Origin of the sequence: Streptomyces sp. NPDC006923, assembly GCF_040635655.1 — a bacterium.
GTDB lineage: Bacteria > Actinomycetota > Actinomycetes > Streptomycetales > Streptomycetaceae > Streptomyces.
The window spans coordinates 199,156-214,081 of sequence record NZ_JBEYIF010000008.1; the positions used below are offsets into that span (position 1 = coordinate 199,156).

Here is a 14,926-nt window from a genome sequence, read left to right on the forward strand (position 1 = left end):
GTCCCGCGAAGACCGACCGGACAGGACCTGGCCGGCGGGCCGCTGCGGCGGTCGGGTCAGCGACAGAGGGCGCTGGAGGTGCGCCGGTAATCCACGTAGCGGCAGACCACACCGGGATGCGTCGAATGCATGTCCGTCATCCTCACGGCCCGGCGCCGGACTGTCAATGGACACCTCTTGGTGTCCCATTGGCCGAGACCCTGACGACCTGCGCTTTCGCTCCCCGCATTCACCTCACGCCGGGGGCGGGCTCGTCCGGGTGCCGCCACAGCGGGCCATTCCCCGTGTCGGTCCGCACGGCTCCCGGAGGCGGTTCCTTCTCCTCGGTGAGCAGGGCGAGTTCGGGCCCGGTCAGGCTCCGCCAGCGTTCCAGCGCCGCCGCGGCGGACGGCCGTACGGATGTGAGGGGCAAGGGACCGCCCGCCGCCGTACGGGCCGCGTCGAGGCAGGTCTCGACGGACCGCCAGCCCGGTACGCACACCCGGCCGCCAGGACCGTCGAACAGCAGGGTCGGCAGGGCGTACCGCCGGCAGTCGCCGACGTCCTTCGCCCGGCCCGGGTGCGGTCCCGGCTCGTCCAGATCCAGCACAGCGGCGACCGGGCGCCGGGTCTCCGCCCAGTCGGCACGGACGGCCTCCCGGGTCTCCGGAGCGGCCAGTTCCGTCAGCAGCCGCCCGGTGTCGAGGCCGGGCACCCCGCGCACGGCGTCCAGGACGCCGTCCACCGTGTCGGCGGGGGTGCCGAGTACGAAGGTGCTCTCGCGCAGGCGCCGCAGGACCCGTTCCCCGATCTCGGGGCCCTGCGACTCGGCCGCCTTCGCGGCGAGGGACGCGGGCCAGCTACTGCGCGTCAGCCAGCGCAGCCGGTGCGCGTAGGGAGCCCCCGTGTGCTCCGTCACCTCGCGGATGAACTGCTCGTACCACCGGGCCTCGGCATCGGGATCCGGGGCGGGGTCGTCGTCCTCGTCGAAGAGGATGCCGAAGACCCGCCGCCATCGCGCGCTCGGCCCGAGCGTGTGCCGGAGCAGCCGGAAGGCGGGCTCGGAGCCCCAGGCCCAGGGGCAGGCCGGATCGGTGAACTCGGTGACGCTGAGCAGCGCCCGCGCGTCGGCCGGCCCGGAGGCGTCCCCGGCCGCGCCCTCCCCCGGCACGCCCTCTCCGGCCGTACGCTCGCCGGTCACGCGCTCGCCGGTCACGCGTGAACGGCCGGGGCTGAGCCGTGTGCCGCCACCCCGCCCGGCTCGGGCCGCGCGCCGCCGTCGTCGCTCCGGCCGCCCTCCGCGGCCAGCGCGGCGATGGTGGTACGGCCCAGTACGGCCTGCGCCGCCGCCTCGACGGCGCGCCACAGGTCCGGCAGGCCCTGGGCCGCGCCCGGGTACCGGAGTGTGTCCGGCCGCTCGCCGCGCAGGGTCAGAAACTCGCCGTCGACCGCCGTCATCACATCGGCCACACTGATCGCGGTCGCGTCACGGCCGATCCAGTAGCCGCCCTCGCAGCCCCGCTGACTGCGGACGAGGCCGGCCTGCCGCAGATCGCGGAAGACCGATTTGAGGAAGCGGAACGGAATGTCCTGGGACGACGCGATGCCCTCACACGTCAGGGGCCGGCCGCTGTCGGCGGCGAGTTCGACCAGCGCCCGCACCGCGTAGTCCGCCTTCGCCGAGATCTGCATCTGCACCGTCTCCCCGGGGTTTCCGTGTCCGTCCCATGCCCGCCGGGAGCCCGGAACGACCAGCTCGGCGGTAATGGATACATCTTGACATCCATTTGCCGCGCTCTCTACGGTCGATGACAGGACCTCGCGCCCGCAGTCCGCGCGGGCAGCCCCGACGAGCAGGATTCCCATGGCCACGCACACTCCGTCAGCGCCCAGGCCCGACGAAGCCGGCTCCGCCCCGTCCTGTCCGCCCGCCGAGCGCGACGCGTTCCACCCCGACCTCCCGGACCACGATCACGCCCGTGCGGCCGAGGACAGCACCCTGCCGCTGCGGGCCCGCCTCCATCACATCCGCGCCGACGCGCTGAATGGCGACACCGCCCAGACCGGCGGAATGCGGCGCTTCGCCGCGATCAGCGGGAGCAGCGTCGGTTCCGAGCGCATCTGGATGGGGCAGACGCATGTCGCGCCCAGCACCGCGTCCTCCAACCATCACCACGGTGCGTCGGAGACCGCGATCCATGTGGTGAAGGGGCATCCGGAGTTCGTCTTCCTCGACGACTCCGGCGGCACGCCCGAGGAGATCCGGATCCGCACCTCCCCCGGCGACTACATCTTCGTGCCGCCCTATGTCCCGCACCGCGAGGAGAATCCCAGCCCGGACGACGAGGCGGTCGTGGTGATCGCCCGCAGCACCCAGGAGGCGATCGTGGTCAACCTCGCCGAGCTGTATGTCCTCGGCGAGGGCGACGCCGGCTGACGCGCGTCCGCGCCGCCCGGGGCCGCCGCCCTCTCGTCAGACAGCGGCGTCCTGCCCGGCGAGTTCACGGACCGTCGCCATGTCGCTGAACGGCCGCAGTTCCTCGCCGACGATCTGGTACGGCTCGCTGCCCTTGCCCGCGATCAGCACGATGTCGTCGGGCCCCGCCGCCGACAGGGCGAAGCCGATCGCCCGACGGCGGTCGGGCTGCCGCTCGAAGGGAGTGCCGGTGGCCGTGATGCCCGGGGTGATCTGGTCGAGGATCGCCCCGGGATCCTCAGTGCGCGGGTTGTCCGAGGTGAGGACGCACAGATCGGAGTACGTCCCCGCGATCTCGCCCATCCTGGCGCGCTTGGTGATGTCCCGGTCGCCGCCGCAGCCGAAGACCGTGATGATCCGGCCCCGGGCGAAGCCCCGGATGGCGGAGAGCACCTTGTCCAGTGAGTCGGGAGAGTGCGCGTAGTCCACGATGACGGATGTCCCCAGCGGGGTCCTGAAACGCTCGAACCGGCCCGGGACGGGCGGCATCCGGTCGAGCGCGCCGACCAGTCCGGGCAGATCGTGCCCCAGCAGATGACAGGCGGCCACCGTGGCAAGGGCGTTGGCCACCGAGAACCGGCCGGGCACCGGAATGGCCGCCGGGTATTTGCGGCCTTCGTGGTGAAGGGTGAAGCGGGTACCGAAGGCGTCCATGGTGAGGTCCGTCGCCCGGTAGTCCGCCTGGGCGTCGAGGGCGTATGTCGTCACGGCCCCGGGCATCAGCGCGCCGATCCCGGCGCCCACTGGATCGTCCGCGTTGACCACCGCGCGCCGGCAGAGCCCCTGGAACAGCCGGAGTTTGGCGTCCCGGTAGTTCTCCATGGTGCCGTGGTCATCCAGATGATCCTGCGTCAGATTGGTGAAGACACCGACGTCGATGTACGCGTGGTCCACCCGGTGCGTCAACAGACCCATCGAGGTGGCCTCCAGGACCACGGTGCCCACGTCGCGGTCGCGCATGTACCCGAGCAGATACTGGAAGTCCGGCGACTCGGGCGTGGTCAGTACCGAGCGCGGCATGGGGATCAGTTCGTCGCCGATCCGGCTGCCGGCCGTCCCGATGACTCCGACCGTGGCCCCCTCGGCGATCCGCAGCACGGACTCGGCCATGTACGACACAGAGGTCTTCCCGTTGGTGCCGGTGATGGCGACCATGTCCATGCCCCGCCCCGGTTCACCGTGGTAGCGGGAGGCGACGACCGCCGCCGTCGTACGGGTGTCCCCGACCCGGACCAGACACACATCCGTGTCGGTCCCCACCGACGGGGGAAGGTCCGGCGCGCCGGCGTCGACCAGCACCGCCACCGCCCCGCGCGCGAGCGCCGGCCCCACAGCCTCGGGACCGCCCTCGCGGTGGCCGGGCACCGCGATGAACAGCGAGCCCGGTGCGACCCGGTGGGCGTCGAAGCAGATGCCCGCGGTGATCGCCGTCTCCGGATCGCCCCGCAGGATCTCGTGGTCGTGCCCGGCGAGCAACTCACTCAGTTTCACAGGGATCCTCTCAAGGACGCGACGGCGGCCGGTCTCCCGACGGTTGCCGGAAGGCGCGGGCCGCGCGCTGTGGCGTCACGGGACATGATGGGGTGCTGGGGCACGGGCAGCCGCGGACCGGTGTGGTGGCGGGCGAACCAGGGCGTACCGCGCGGTGTGACGGGAAGGAACGGGCGGGAGAAGGCCGCAGGAGGCCGGCAGGGCCCCGTCTTCGGCAACGAGAACGGGGCGGCGTCAGGGCCCCGTCTTCGACAACGAGAGGCGTCAGCCGTGGCCGTGCAGAGCGCGGCAGCAGGTCCCCAAAGCGGCTGCCGGTCCCGGGTACGCGGTGGCCGCGGCGACCGTGCACGGCGCGGCGGAGACTTCTCGCGGGAACTGCCTCGTCGCACGGGTGCGGGCCATAAGGGGAGTGTACGGGCCGCCGGGCACTCCGGGCTCCGTACCGGAGCCGGTGAGAATCCGGGCGCGAAGGCGCGGAGCGGGCGGGCGGCGCCGGTACCGGCCGCCGGAACGCGCTCGCCGGGCGGGCCGCGCAGGGCGGCCCGCCCGGCGGGCGGCGGTGGATCGGCCGGTGTCAGACGCCCTGGCCGGAGCCGGAGTCCTCGGCGGCCTTGATGCCGCGGGTGATCTCGTCCATCACGGACAGCTTGGGCGCCTTGTCGTTGACGTCGAATCCGGAGCGCACGATGACCAGCAGGTCCGGGGACGTGGGCGAGGGGAAGGCGAGCGACTGCACATAGCCGTCGTCGCCCTTGCTCGTGACGACCTTCCAGCGCACCAGGTAGCCCTTCTGCCCGGCGACGGTGACCGCCTCGGACTTGAGCTGCTCGTGCGAGGAGATGTCGCCGTAGATCGTGCCGCCGTAGGACTCCTTGGCGTTGGCTTCGATGTCCTTCTCGGCGGACGCCTTGGCCGAGTCGCCCCCGGTCCTGAGCTGGGCGGCGGGAGAGGAGAAGACCCCGCCGCGCACACAGGTCTCGGACGGGTCCCCGGGGCAGGGGTAGTTCCCGGTCGTCACCCCGGCGCCGATGGGGCCGGACTCACCGGTCCAGCCGTCCGGTACCGGGATGCTGATCCCGCTCGCCGCGTCGGTGGCGTAGCCGTCCTCGGTCCCCTCCCGGCGGGGCGCGCCGCTCTCGCCGTCGCCGGGGCGCCGGGGGCCGTCGGGGTCCAGGTTCTGCGGACCGGAGCGGGAGGGAGCCGACGAGGGCGTCGTGGCGCGGCCGGCCGCGCTGTCGTCGCCGCTGCCGCGTCCGAGCAGATAGAAGCCCCCCGCGATGGCCAGCACGACGACCACGGCGGTGACACCGAGGACCGCCCGCCTGCCCCGGCCGCGCGCGCCGGGCGGCGGGGTCGTGGGGTAGGGCGGCGCGCCCACGGGAAGGGGCGGCGTGGCCGGCTGCCCCCAGACCGGCGCGGATCCGGCACGGACCTCATCGGTCCAGGCCGAGCCGTCCCACCATCGTTCCTGAGGGGGACCGTCACCTGAGTGCCCTGGATCGGGATACCAGCCGGGCGGAGTCGTATACGTCACGGCTCTCACCTTAAGCACATTGTCTGAACGGCCGCTGAGAGCCCCATGAGAATCAGCGCGACGGCCGGTCCGGCGGAGCCGGGCGGGACCGCTCGGCCCCGCCCTCCTGTGCCGGACCGGGCACGATCCCGCGTACGACACCGAGGGACACCAGATCCTGTGGGCGCAGCCGGAGCTGTCCGGCCGTCGCGTGAGTCTGGTCCGGGGGGCGCTTGAGGATGGCCGTGGCCAGCTCGGGTGCGATGACGGAGAAGTAACTGTCGTTCGTGGCCCAGGTGTTGCCGGGCGCCGACAGGGCGAGCGCGCCGCCCGAACCGCCCTCTCCGATCAGCAGCGAGGTGATCGGCACCCGTGCGGTGGCCACCGCGGCGAAGAGGTCCGCGATGGCGCTGCCCGCTCCCGCGCGCTCCGCCTCGGCGTCATTGGCCGCGCCGGGTGTGTCCACCAGGGTCAGCACGGGGACCCCCAGCCGGTCGGCGAGACGGATCAGCCGGGCGGCGGTGCGGTAACCGGCCGGGAGGGTGGCGGTGCCGAGCTGGGCCGCGTACGCGACGGTACGGCCTCTGTGCAGGCCGAAGCCGCACAGCAGGCCGGGATCCGTGCCGCCGCAGCGGTCGCCGCTGATCGCCTCGCGCAGGCTGAAGAACGCGTCCAAATAAGCTCCGGCGTGCGGCCGTTCGGGCGAACGCGCCCGGCGGACCGCGTCCCAGCCGGTGGCGGGCAGCCCGGTGCCGCCGAGGCCGTCGGGAGGTGACACCGGGTCCGCGCCGTCCCGTACGCCTCCGGTCAGCAGGCTCAGCCAGCGGGCGGCGGTGGCGCGCAGCTCGTCCTGGTGCACCACCGCGTCGATATGGCCCGCGGCGAGCTGCGCCTCGGCTGTGTAGGCGTACGGATCGGCGTCCGGCGGGCGCACCCGTGACCCGGCGAAGCCGATCTGGGCGCCGGGCAGCGCCAGCACGATGTCCGCGCCCGCGCCCAGCGTGGCCCAGCCGCCACCGGCGGTCGGATCGCGCACCAGCGCGACCTGGGGCAGCCCGGCCGCCCGCGTCAGCGCGGACTGCCGTGCCACCCGTTGGAGTTGGAGCAGCGCGCGCATGCCCTCCTGCATCCGGCTGCCGCCGGTGGCGATCAATGAGACGACCGGCAGGCGCCGCTCGCGCGCGTGGGTGTACGCGGCCTCCAGCCGGTCCCCCGTACGCTCCCCCAGCGATCCGCCGAGAAAGCCGAACTCGAACGAGATCAGCACCACGTCCGTGGCGCCGATCCGCCCGGTGCCGCAGACCACGGACTCGCTCTCGCCGGTGCGCTCGACGGCCCGTGCGCGCAGGGCGTCATAGCCCTCCCAGCCGAGAGGCCCGTCCGGTCCCGGGGATCGGCCCGGCGGGTCCTCCGGCGCGGGCAGTTCACTGAACCCCCCGGGCCCGGTCACGGCGGCGATCGCGGCACGCGCGCTCATCCGCTCAGGCATGGAGCGCCCGCTTCATGATCTTGCCCATGTCATTGCGGGGCAGCGCGTCCAGATAGCGCACGGTGCGGGGCCGTTTGTGCGCGGCGAGCTGCGCCGCCACATGGTCGGCCAACTCCTGGGCGGACGGCGGACTGCCGGGATGTGCCGGGACGATCCAGGCGATGATCCGCTCGCCCAGGTCCGGGTCCGGTTCGCCGGTCACGGCTGCCTCCCGTACCCCGGGATGGTCCAGCAGTACGTTCTCGATCTCGCCGGCGCCGATCTTGTATCCGCCGCTCTTGATCAGGTCGGTGGCCTTGCGGCCGACGATACGGACATAGCCGTCGGGGTCGCGGATCGCCATGTCGCCCGTACGGAACCAGCCCTCGGTGAAGGCCGCCTCGGTCGCGTCGGGCCGGTTCAGATACTCCGTGAACAGGTTGGGGCCGCGGACCTGGATCTCGCCGGCCGTCTCCCCGTCGTACGCCTCGATCGGATCGCCCGACTCGTCGACCAGACGCAGTTCGACGCCGCGGAGCGGCAGGCCGACCGTACCGGCGCGTGGTTCCCCGTCCGCGCGGACGCTGGTGTTCATCAGGGTCTCCGTCATGCCGTAGCGCTCGATGACCCGGCGGCCGGTGGCGGCGGCGATCCGCCGGTGGTCGCGCACGGGCAGCGCGGCGGATCCGGAGACCAGCAGCCGCGCACCGGCCAGGGCCCCGGCGAGCCCGGGGTCGTCGGTGACCGCCTCGGCGATCCGGTGGTACATCGTCGGCACGCCGAAGAACATGGTGGCGCCCGAGGAGAGTTCACGGGCGACGCCCTCGATGTCGAACAGGCCGAGGTGGCGCACCGATCCGCCGCGGCGCAGCGGACCGAGGATGCCCAGGATCAGGCCGTGGACATGGAAGAGCGGCAGGGCGTGGACGAGGACGTCGTCGGCCGTCCACTGCCAGGCGTCCTCCAGTGCGTCCAGGGTGGCGGCGACGGCGCGGCGCGGCAGGACCGCGCCCTTGGGCGGGCCGGTGGTGCCGGAGGTGTAGACGATCAGCGCGGGAGACTCCGGGGAGGGCTCGGGCGGCAGGCCGGCCCCCGGCCCGGCGGGCGGCAGGGCCGGAAGCGGCGACGGACCGAGCGCGTCCAGGCGTTCCAGCGCGGCCAGCGCCGGCGGCAGTACGGCGTCCTGTCCCGCCACGACGCGTGTGGGCGCGCTGTCGGCCACGACATGGGCCAGTTCCCGCTCACCGCTTCGGGGATTGACCGGTACGACGGGCACACCGGCCAGCAGCGCGGCCACCACACCGACGGCCGTGTCGAGGGTCGGCGTGGCCCAGACCGCGACGCGACGCGCGCCGGCGATCCTGGCGGCCAGAGAACCGGCGGCAGCCGCCAGTTCGGCGTGGGTGAGAGCCCGGTCGCCGAACCGGAGGGCGGGCCGGTCCGAACGCGCGGCGAGGGCCGGGAAGAAGGGGGACACGCGTCGTTCTCCTTGCTGTCGACGAGTCAGGCCGGTCAACCCGAAGCCTGGCACGGCCGGTGCCGGCCCGGCGGCGGCGGGTACCGACGCCACCACGATGCCTCCGGGACGTGGGACCGGGGGTCTTGGGGACTCCCTGGGCGCACAAGAGAGCCCCGGCTGGTTCGGGGGATGCCAGCCGGGGCCGATCAGGTGTGGTCGCGAAGGGCGGTCGCCTCGCGGCGAAAGGCTCCACAGGGCTTCAGCCGGACGATCGTCCCCATGGGCCAGGAGTGAGGCCCGGGGACACTGTCCCCTCCGCGACCATGTAGGGAGGAACGCTCAGCCAGGGGGCGCTGTTCCACATCTTCGCGGACCCGCCATGTGAACCGCGCCACTGCCGGTGCGTGCGCCCCCGGACCGGATTCGGTTGCTTCTCCGGCCCGTACGCGCGAAAAGGGCCGGGCAGCACCCTCCTGGGGTCCTGCCCGGCCCTCTGGCTCGGAGACTGCCGCTCAGTCGTCGGCCGCGCCAGTCAGCTCTGTGTGTCCGTACGACGTGTGCCGTAGCGGCGCTCGAAGCGCTCCACCCGGCCGGCGGTGTCCACCACACGGGTGTTGCCGGTGTAGAAGGGGTGGCTCGCGGAGGAGATCTCCACGTCGATGACCGGATACGTGTGGCCGTCCTCCCACTCGACGCTCCGCGTCGAGTCCGCGGTGGAGCGGGTCAGGAAGGCGGTTCCCGCGGCGCGGTCCCTGAAGACGACCGGACGGGAGACGGGGTGGATACGAGGCTTCATGCGAGTTTCCTTCCTCGGTGCGGAGCGGGGCGGCCGGGCCGCTGCGATCGGCGGGACTCCGGTCAGCGTTCCTCGCGGAACAGGACGTGCTGCCCGAGCGTGGGGTCGTACTTGCGCAGCACCATGCGGTCGGGGTCGTTCCTGCGGCTCTTGCGGGTCACATAGGCGTGACCGGTACCCGCGGTGGAACGGAGTGTGATGACCGGGCGGGCCTCACTGCGTGCCATGAGGTTCTCCAGACGTTCTATCCGGACAGGGCCTTCGAACCGGAGGCGATGTCGTTACCGTCAAGCTGTACGAGGGGGTAACGCGCGAGTCCCCGGTGGCATTCCCGCCAGGTCTCGCCTCCGGGAACAAGGGACACTGGCCTTGTCGCGACCCTCGCGGTCCGCCGCGGAATGAGTTCGGCGCTCCGCGAGTTCTTCCTTCGGACCCGGCGGGACGCGGGCCCGAAGGCCACCGGGAACGTCCTCGTCGGCAGGGCGCAGAGAGCAGGAAGCAGGCGGCACTCATGGGTGAGTTGATCCTGGTACGGCACGGAGAGACCGCCTGGTCCCGGTCCGGCCGGCACACCAGTTACACCGACCTTCCCCTGACGGAGGACGGCGAACGCGAGGCACGCTCGGTGGCGCCCCTGCTGGCCGATCGGCGGATAGGGCTCGTCCTGGTCAGTCCGCTGGCCCGCGCGCGCCGTACGGCCGGGCTGGCCGGCCTGGGCGATCTCCGTATCACCCCGGACCTGCACGAATGGGACTACGGCGGCTACGAGGGCATCACCACCGACGAGATCAGGCGCACGCGCCCGGACTGGGACCTCTGGACCGACGGAACCGTCCCGGGGCCCGACGGCCACGCCGGCGAGAGCCCCGCGGAGGTCGGTGAGCGCGCGGACCGGGTCCTGGCCGAGGCCACCGACGCTCTTCGTACGAGCGACGACGATGTCGCCCTTGTCGCGCACGCCCACTTCCTCCGCGTGCTCACCGCGCGCTATCTCGGGCTGTCCCCCGCCGCCGGGTCCCTGTTCCAGCTCGCCACCGGCACCGTCTCGCGCCTTGGCACCGAGCACGAACGCCCCGTGGTCTCCGCATGGAATGTGGCGATCCCGGAGAGTGTCCTGCGCGCGGCGGCACGGGAGAGTCAGACCGCGGTCTGAGCCCGAGGGGCCGCCCGGCTCCGGCCTCCCCGGGTGGCGCCCGACACCATGGCCCCGCGCGCGGGACCCGGTCGCCTCAGAGCCGTCCGAGGTCGGACGAGTACCAGTGCTCGGGCCGCATATGGATGATGACCTGCTCGCCGTGCTCGCGCCAGGCCACATCGACATAGGCGTCGACCTTGCCGGCCGGGAGGTAGCGCGCCGAGATCTCGTGGAGCTGCTCGCGGGTGGCGTCGTCCGTGGCGGCGACGGAGCCCTCGACGGACACATACCGGACGGTGGGCTCGACACGGTCGACCAGCAGGGAGAAGCGGCCGGCCTCGCCGATCAGCCGGCTCTTGCGCGAATGCCGTCCGGTGAGGATCCAGACGCCTCCGCCGGGCTCGTACTGGTACCAGATGGGGACCGTGAGCGGAGCCCGTCCGTCCGGCGCGTTCACCGCCAGTGCGGCGACATGCGGTTCGGCCAGGAACTGTTCGCGCTCTTCTCTGGTCAGGGCCACCCTGATCTCCTCCGTCGATCCGATCTGTCTCGTCCGCCCCGTCCGTCCCCCCGGAGGCGGCTCCTCCAGCATGGCCAGCCGTTCTTGTCCGGGCGCCGCGACGCGCCCGTCAACAGGCGCGGAAGCGCCGTTTATCCAGTTTGATCATGGGTAACCGCAGCCAGCGCCACGGCGCCGATCGGGCCGTTGTCAGGCAGGAGGCAGAGACCATGAGCCACTCGGGAGATACGGGCACCGGGACCATCACCACGAAGGTCCCGGCGAGACTCGACCGTCTTCCCTGGTCACGATGGCATTGGATGATCGTGATCGGTCTGGGGACGGTATGGATCCTCGACGGTCTGGAAGTGACCGTCGTCGGCAATATCGCGAGCCGCCTCTCGGAGGACGGCAGTGGGCTGCCCATCTCGGACGCCCAGGTCACGGGCATGGCCGCGGCCCTCTATGTGGCCGGGGCCTGCTCCGGCGCGCTGTTCTTCGGCTGGCTCACCGACCGGTACGGCCGTAAGAAGCTCTTCCTCATCACCCTCGCCGTCTATCTGGCGGCGACCGCCGCGACCGCGCTGTCCTTCTCGGTCTGGTGGTTCTTCCTCTTCCGCTTCCTCACCGGTTTCGGCATCGGGGGCGAGTACGCGGCCATCAACTCGGCCATCGACGAACTGATTCCCAGCAAGTACCGGGGCCGCGTCGATCTCATCATCAACGGCAGCTACTGGCTGGGCGCCATGGGCGGCGCGCTGCTGTCGGTCCTCGCCCTCAACACCGACATCTTCCCCAAGGATCTCGGCTGGCGGCTCACCTTCGCCCTGGGCGTCGTCCTCGGTCTGGTCATCCTGCTGGTCCGCCGTCATGTGCCGGAGAGTCCGCGGTGGATGTTCATCCACGGCCGTTCGGAGGGCGCGGACAAGCTCGTCGGCGAGGTGGAGCGGGAGATCGAGGCGGAGACCGGCAGGGCGCTGCCCGAGCCGAAGAGCGCCATCACCATTGAGCAGCGGCGCTCCATCGGGTTTGTCGAGATCGGCAAGACGCTGTTCCACGCCTATCCCAAACGGGCGGTCCTGGGGCTCTCGCTCTTTGTTGGCCAGGCGTTCCTCTACAACGCCATCACCTTCGGCTTCGGTTCGATCCTGGTGAAGTTCTTCGACGTCTCCAGCGGCTCCACCGGCTACTTCTTCGCCGCCATCGCGTTCGGCAACTTCCTCGGCCCGCTGCTGCTCGGCCGCCTGTTCGACACGGTGGGCCGCAAGCCGATGATCGCGGGCACCTATATCGTCTCCGGGCTGCTGCTTTTCCTCACCGCGTGGTTCTTCAACAACGGCTGGCTCAACGCGACGACCATGACCATCTGCTGGGGCGTGGTCCTCTTCTTCGCCTCGGCCGGTGCCAGCTCCGCGTATCTCACGGTCAGCGAGATCTTCCCGATGGAGACCCGTGCCATGGCGATCGCGTTCTTCTACGCGATCGGCACCGCGGCGGGCGGTATTTCCGGGCCGCTGCTCTTCGCCGGTCTCACCGAGAGCGGAGTCGTCGGCGACGCGGTGATCGCGTTCTGCGTCGGCGCCTCGCTGATGGTGCTCGCCGGCCTGGTGGCGGTCTTCTTCGCCGTCGCCGCCGAGGGCAAATCCCTTGAGGACATCGCCAGGCCGCTCTCCGCCAGGCCCGCGGCAGACGGGGACAAACCGAGCACGCGGGCGGTCTGACCCGTCCGTCCGGACAGGCCGTCGAGCCGGCCGGGCCGCACAGCCCGAACAACCCCGAACAAACCCGAACAACCCCAGACAACCCCAGGCAACACGGACAGCCCAGTCGGCCCGGACAACACGGCGGACGCCGGTCCGGTGGAAGGGAATTCCACCGGACCGGCGCCCTGTTGTCCGCGCTTCGCGGGACGGCCCTGTCCGCAGGACGGACAGGGCCTGTCGCGAAAGTCCCGCCCGACCTGCGACGCCCGGCACCCCGGGCCCCGCCCTCCGGGCGGACGGCGCTACTTTCGGAACACGCCTCAGGCGGGGAGGATGTTCTCCGCCTGCGGGCCCTTCTGGCCCTGCGTGACGTCGAAGGTGACCTTCTGGCCCTCCTGCAGCTCACGGAAGCCGGACGTCGCGATGTTCGAGTAGTGCGCGAACACGTCGGGGCCGCCGCCGTCCTGCGCGATAAAGCCGAAGCCCTTTTCCGAGTTGAACCACTTCACTGTTCCACTGGCCATGACAAGTCTCCGTTTCAAGGGACGCGTAGTTCCCGCACGGTGCGGGAACCGGAGGTGATCGCCCTGGTCCGCAGAGACGCTGAACAGCACAAACGCCCGTGACGGCACGTCACGGGCGAGCGGTACTTCGGAACCACGACAGCTGATCAAGACGCTACATGGCCCGAAGCGATACAGCCACAGGAACGGCCAACTCTTGCGTCTGTGCCGCGTATCGGACCGCGATGGGCGCACTGTCGGCCGTTCTTATCTTCAGGCTACCTGTTGAATGGGGCTGTATGATGGCCGCCGTGCCCCCGGAACCCGCATCAGAGCCGGCGACGGCCCCGGACGGGGCCCACGCGTCCGCTCCGGCGGTCGATCTCGCCCTCGCCGTCGACCGGCTGCGCGGCCGGCTGCGCCAGGAGTCCGGGCCCGCCCCCTCCCCGTGGAGCCGGAGCCAGTTGGCCGCCCTCAGGCGTGTGGTGTCCGGCCCGCCGTGCACCACGAGCGGTCTGGCCGCCGCGGCGTATATGCGGCCGCAGTCGATGGCCCAGATCGTTGCGGCGCTGGAGGAGGGCGCCCTGGTGACACGCCACCAGGACCCGGCGGACGGCCGCAGAATACTGATCTCCGCGACGGACAGCGGCCGCGAGGCCGTACGGTCCGCGCCGGCGAGCCGGGAGGCGTGGCTGGCCCGGGCCGTCGCGGAGGGCCTGGACGACCTGGACCGGGACGCGCTCCCCGAGGTCGTACGGATCCTTGAACGCCTGGCCGACTGGGCCGTACCGGGCACGGCCCGCCGAGCGCCCGCCGCGCCCCGCTGACCGGCCTCCACGCGCACGGGCCCGTGGCCACGGTGCGTACCGTGACCACGGGCCCGGGTGCGGCAGGTGTCCGCCGCTTCCTACCAGCGGTGGTGGACCGAGGCGCGAAGGCGGCGGTCGTACAGCTCCTGCACGGCGTCCAGCGTCGGCTGCGGCAGCGGCGCGAGACCGGCGGCCGCCGCGTTGGCACGCGCCTGCTCCACGGAGCGGGCACCGGGGATGACACTGCTGACGCCGGGCTGCTGGATGATCCAGCGCAGCGCGGTCTGGGCCGGAGTGGCTCCTTCGGGAGCCAGCTCGGCGAACTCGACGGCCGCCGCCAGCCCCGTCTCGTAGTCGATGCCGGAGAAGGTCTCGCCCTGGTCGAAAGCCTCACCGTGCCGGTTGTACGAACGGTGGTCGTCGGCAGCGAAGACCGTGTCCTTGGTGTACTTGCCCGACAGCAGACCGGAGGCGAGCGGAACCCGCGCGATGATGCCGACGCCCGCCTCATCGGCGGCGGGCAGTACCTCTTCGAGCGGCTTCAGCCGGAACGGATTGAGGATGATCTGCACACTGGCGACACCGGGACGCGCGATGGCGGCGAGCGCCTCGGCGCAGGTCTCGACGCTCACCGCGTAGGCCGCGATCCGCTGCTCCGCCACCAGGGTGTCGAGGGCGTCGAAGACGGCGTCGGACGAGTACACACTCGTCGGCGGGCAGTGAAGCTGTACCAGATCCAGGGTGTCCACGCCCAGATTGGCCCGTGAACGGTCGTTCCAGGCGCGGAAGTTGTCCAGCACGTAGTTCTCCGGCACCTGGTCGGCGCGCCGGCCCATCTTTGTCGCGACAAACACACCGGCGTCCGGGCGGTCCTTCAGATACCGGCCGATGAGCTGTTCGCTGCGGCCGTCCCCGTACACGTCCGCCGTGTCGAAGAAGGTGACACCCGACTCGACCGCCGCGTCCAGGACGGCGAACGCGTCCGACTCGGCCACATCGCCCCAGTCGGCCCCGAGCTGCCATGTCCCCAGTCCGACGACGGAGACTTCTTGTCCTGTCCTGCCCAATACACGCTGTTCCATAGGGGTGATATTA

Annotated in this window: 15 protein-coding genes; 4 read left to right on the forward strand and 11 right to left on the reverse strand. The window is 71.7% G+C overall.

The features are described 5' to 3' along the window. Positions 1-229: 229 nt before the first annotated feature. Both ABZ707_RS18380 and ABZ707_RS18385 read right to left on the reverse strand, forming a co-directional pair. The gene (locus ABZ707_RS18380) at positions 230-1,195 is read right to left on the reverse strand and encodes a DsbA family protein (protein ID WP_360175398.1); all 966 of its coding nucleotides are present in this window, start codon (positions 1,193-1,195) and stop codon (positions 230-232) included. Continuing rightward, entirely contained in the window at positions 1,192-1,671 is a 480-nt protein-coding gene (locus ABZ707_RS18385; RefSeq protein ID WP_360175401.1) for an Rrf2 family transcriptional regulator, read from the reverse strand. The genes ABZ707_RS18380 and ABZ707_RS18385 overlap by 4 nt, the downstream gene beginning before the upstream one ends. 172 nt (positions 1,672-1,843) lie before the next feature. Here ABZ707_RS18385 and ABZ707_RS18390 point away from each other — a divergent pair, with 172 nt between their 5' ends. After that, positions 1,844-2,416 (forward strand): cupin domain-containing protein, encoded by a 573-nt coding sequence (locus ABZ707_RS18390; protein ID WP_360175404.1) that lies wholly within the window; start codon positions 1,844-1,846, stop codon positions 2,414-2,416. A gap of 36 nt (positions 2,417-2,452) precedes the next feature. Here the strand turns inward: ABZ707_RS18390 and ABZ707_RS18395 are convergent, their stop codons facing one another. From ABZ707_RS18395 to rpmG, 6 genes are all read right to left on the reverse strand, one after another. Continuing rightward, entirely contained in the window at positions 2,453-3,946 is a 1,494-nt protein-coding gene (locus ABZ707_RS18395; RefSeq protein ID WP_360175407.1) for a UDP-N-acetylmuramoyl-L-alanyl-D-glutamate--2,6-diaminopimelate ligase, read from the reverse strand. 574 nt (positions 3,947-4,520) lie between these two features. Then, positions 4,521-5,480 carry a DUF2510 domain-containing protein gene (locus tag ABZ707_RS18400; RefSeq protein WP_360175410.1) on the reverse strand — a complete coding sequence of 320 codons (960 nt, stop codon included), beginning with the start codon at positions 5,478-5,480 and terminating at the stop codon, positions 4,521-4,523. Between the two features lie 52 nt (positions 5,481-5,532). Beyond that, positions 5,533-6,948, reverse strand: a complete 1,416-nt coding sequence (locus ABZ707_RS18405) for a carboxyl transferase domain-containing protein (protein ID WP_360175413.1) — start codon at positions 6,946-6,948, stop codon at positions 5,533-5,535. Then, entirely contained in the window at positions 6,941-8,404 is a 1,464-nt protein-coding gene (locus ABZ707_RS18410; RefSeq protein ID WP_360175416.1) for an acyl-CoA synthetase, read from the reverse strand. The genes ABZ707_RS18405 and ABZ707_RS18410 overlap by 8 nt, the downstream gene beginning before the upstream one ends. A 514-nt stretch (positions 8,405-8,918) precedes the next feature. Continuing rightward, the gene (locus ABZ707_RS18415) at positions 8,919-9,182 is read right to left on the reverse strand and encodes a type B 50S ribosomal protein L31 (RefSeq protein WP_360175419.1); all 264 of its coding nucleotides are present in this window, start codon (positions 9,180-9,182) and stop codon (positions 8,919-8,921) included. A gap of 62 nt (positions 9,183-9,244) precedes the next feature. Beyond that, entirely contained in the window at positions 9,245-9,409 is a 165-nt protein-coding gene (rpmG, locus tag ABZ707_RS18420) for a 50S ribosomal protein L33 (protein ID WP_360175422.1), read from the reverse strand. A 284-nt stretch (positions 9,410-9,693) separates the two neighbouring features. Here rpmG and ABZ707_RS18425 point away from each other — a divergent pair, with 284 nt between their 5' ends. Next, positions 9,694-10,335: a histidine phosphatase family protein gene (locus ABZ707_RS18425; protein WP_360175425.1), complete on the forward strand. Its 642-nt coding sequence runs from the start codon at positions 9,694-9,696 to the stop codon at positions 10,333-10,335. A 76-nt stretch (positions 10,336-10,411) separates the two neighbouring features. Here the strand turns inward: ABZ707_RS18425 and ABZ707_RS18430 are convergent, their stop codons facing one another. Then, the gene (locus ABZ707_RS18430) at positions 10,412-10,837 is read right to left on the reverse strand and encodes a pyridoxamine 5'-phosphate oxidase family protein (protein ID WP_360175428.1); all 426 of its coding nucleotides are present in this window, start codon (positions 10,835-10,837) and stop codon (positions 10,412-10,414) included. 209 nt (positions 10,838-11,046) lie between these two features. Here ABZ707_RS18430 and ABZ707_RS18435 point away from each other — a divergent pair, with 209 nt between their 5' ends. Further along, positions 11,047-12,537: an MFS transporter gene (locus ABZ707_RS18435; protein ID WP_360175431.1), complete on the forward strand. Its 1,491-nt coding sequence runs from the start codon at positions 11,047-11,049 to the stop codon at positions 12,535-12,537. A 302-nt stretch (positions 12,538-12,839) separates the two neighbouring features. Here ABZ707_RS18435 and ABZ707_RS18440 read toward each other — a convergent pair whose 3' ends face one another. After that, positions 12,840-13,043: a cold-shock protein gene (locus ABZ707_RS18440; protein ID WP_167022364.1), complete on the reverse strand. Its 204-nt coding sequence runs from the start codon at positions 13,041-13,043 to the stop codon at positions 12,840-12,842. 290 nt (positions 13,044-13,333) lie between these two features. Between ABZ707_RS18440 and ABZ707_RS18445 the strand changes: the two genes are divergently transcribed. Further along, positions 13,334-13,849 carry a MarR family transcriptional regulator gene (locus tag ABZ707_RS18445; RefSeq protein ID WP_360175435.1) on the forward strand — a complete coding sequence of 172 codons (516 nt, stop codon included), beginning with the start codon at positions 13,334-13,336 and terminating at the stop codon, positions 13,847-13,849. Positions 13,850-13,929: 80 nt separating this feature from the next. Here ABZ707_RS18445 and ABZ707_RS18450 read toward each other — a convergent pair whose 3' ends face one another. Beyond that, entirely contained in the window at positions 13,930-14,913 is a 984-nt protein-coding gene (locus ABZ707_RS18450; RefSeq protein ID WP_360175438.1) for an aldo/keto reductase, read from the reverse strand. Positions 14,914-14,926: the final 13 nt, after the last annotated feature.

What these genes read in the sequence shown, in the direction of transcription:
- ABZ707_RS18390 (WP_360175404.1), top strand. Translation starts at nt 1,844, where the DNA reads ATGGCCACGCACACTCCGTCAGCGCCCAGGCCCGACGAAGCCGGCTCC.
- ABZ707_RS18425 (WP_360175425.1), top strand. Translation starts at nt 9,694, where the DNA reads ATGGGTGAGTTGATCCTGGTACGGCACGGAGAGACCGCCTGGTCCCGG.
- ABZ707_RS18435 (WP_360175431.1), top strand. Translation starts at nt 11,047, where the DNA reads ATGAGCCACTCGGGAGATACGGGCACCGGGACCATCACCACGAAGGTC.
- ABZ707_RS18405 (WP_360175413.1), bottom strand. Translation starts at nt 6,948, where the DNA reads ATGCCTGAGCGGATGAGCGCGCGTGCCGCGATCGCCGCCGTGACCGGG.
- ABZ707_RS18440 (WP_167022364.1), bottom strand. Translation starts at nt 13,043, where the DNA reads ATGGCCAGTGGAACAGTGAAGTGGTTCAACTCGGAAAAGGGCTTCGGC.
- rpmG (WP_360175422.1), bottom strand. Translation starts at nt 9,409, where the DNA reads ATGGCACGCAGTGAGGCCCGCCCGGTCATCACACTCCGTTCCACCGCG.
- ABZ707_RS18385 (WP_360175401.1), bottom strand. Translation starts at nt 1,671, where the DNA reads ATGCAGATCTCGGCGAAGGCGGACTACGCGGTGCGGGCGCTGGTCGAA.
- ABZ707_RS18450 (WP_360175438.1), bottom strand. Translation starts at nt 14,913, where the DNA reads ATGGAACAGCGTGTATTGGGCAGGACAGGACAAGAAGTCTCCGTCGTC.
- ABZ707_RS18415 (WP_360175419.1), bottom strand. Translation starts at nt 9,182, where the DNA reads ATGAAGCCTCGTATCCACCCCGTCTCCCGTCCGGTCGTCTTCAGGGAC.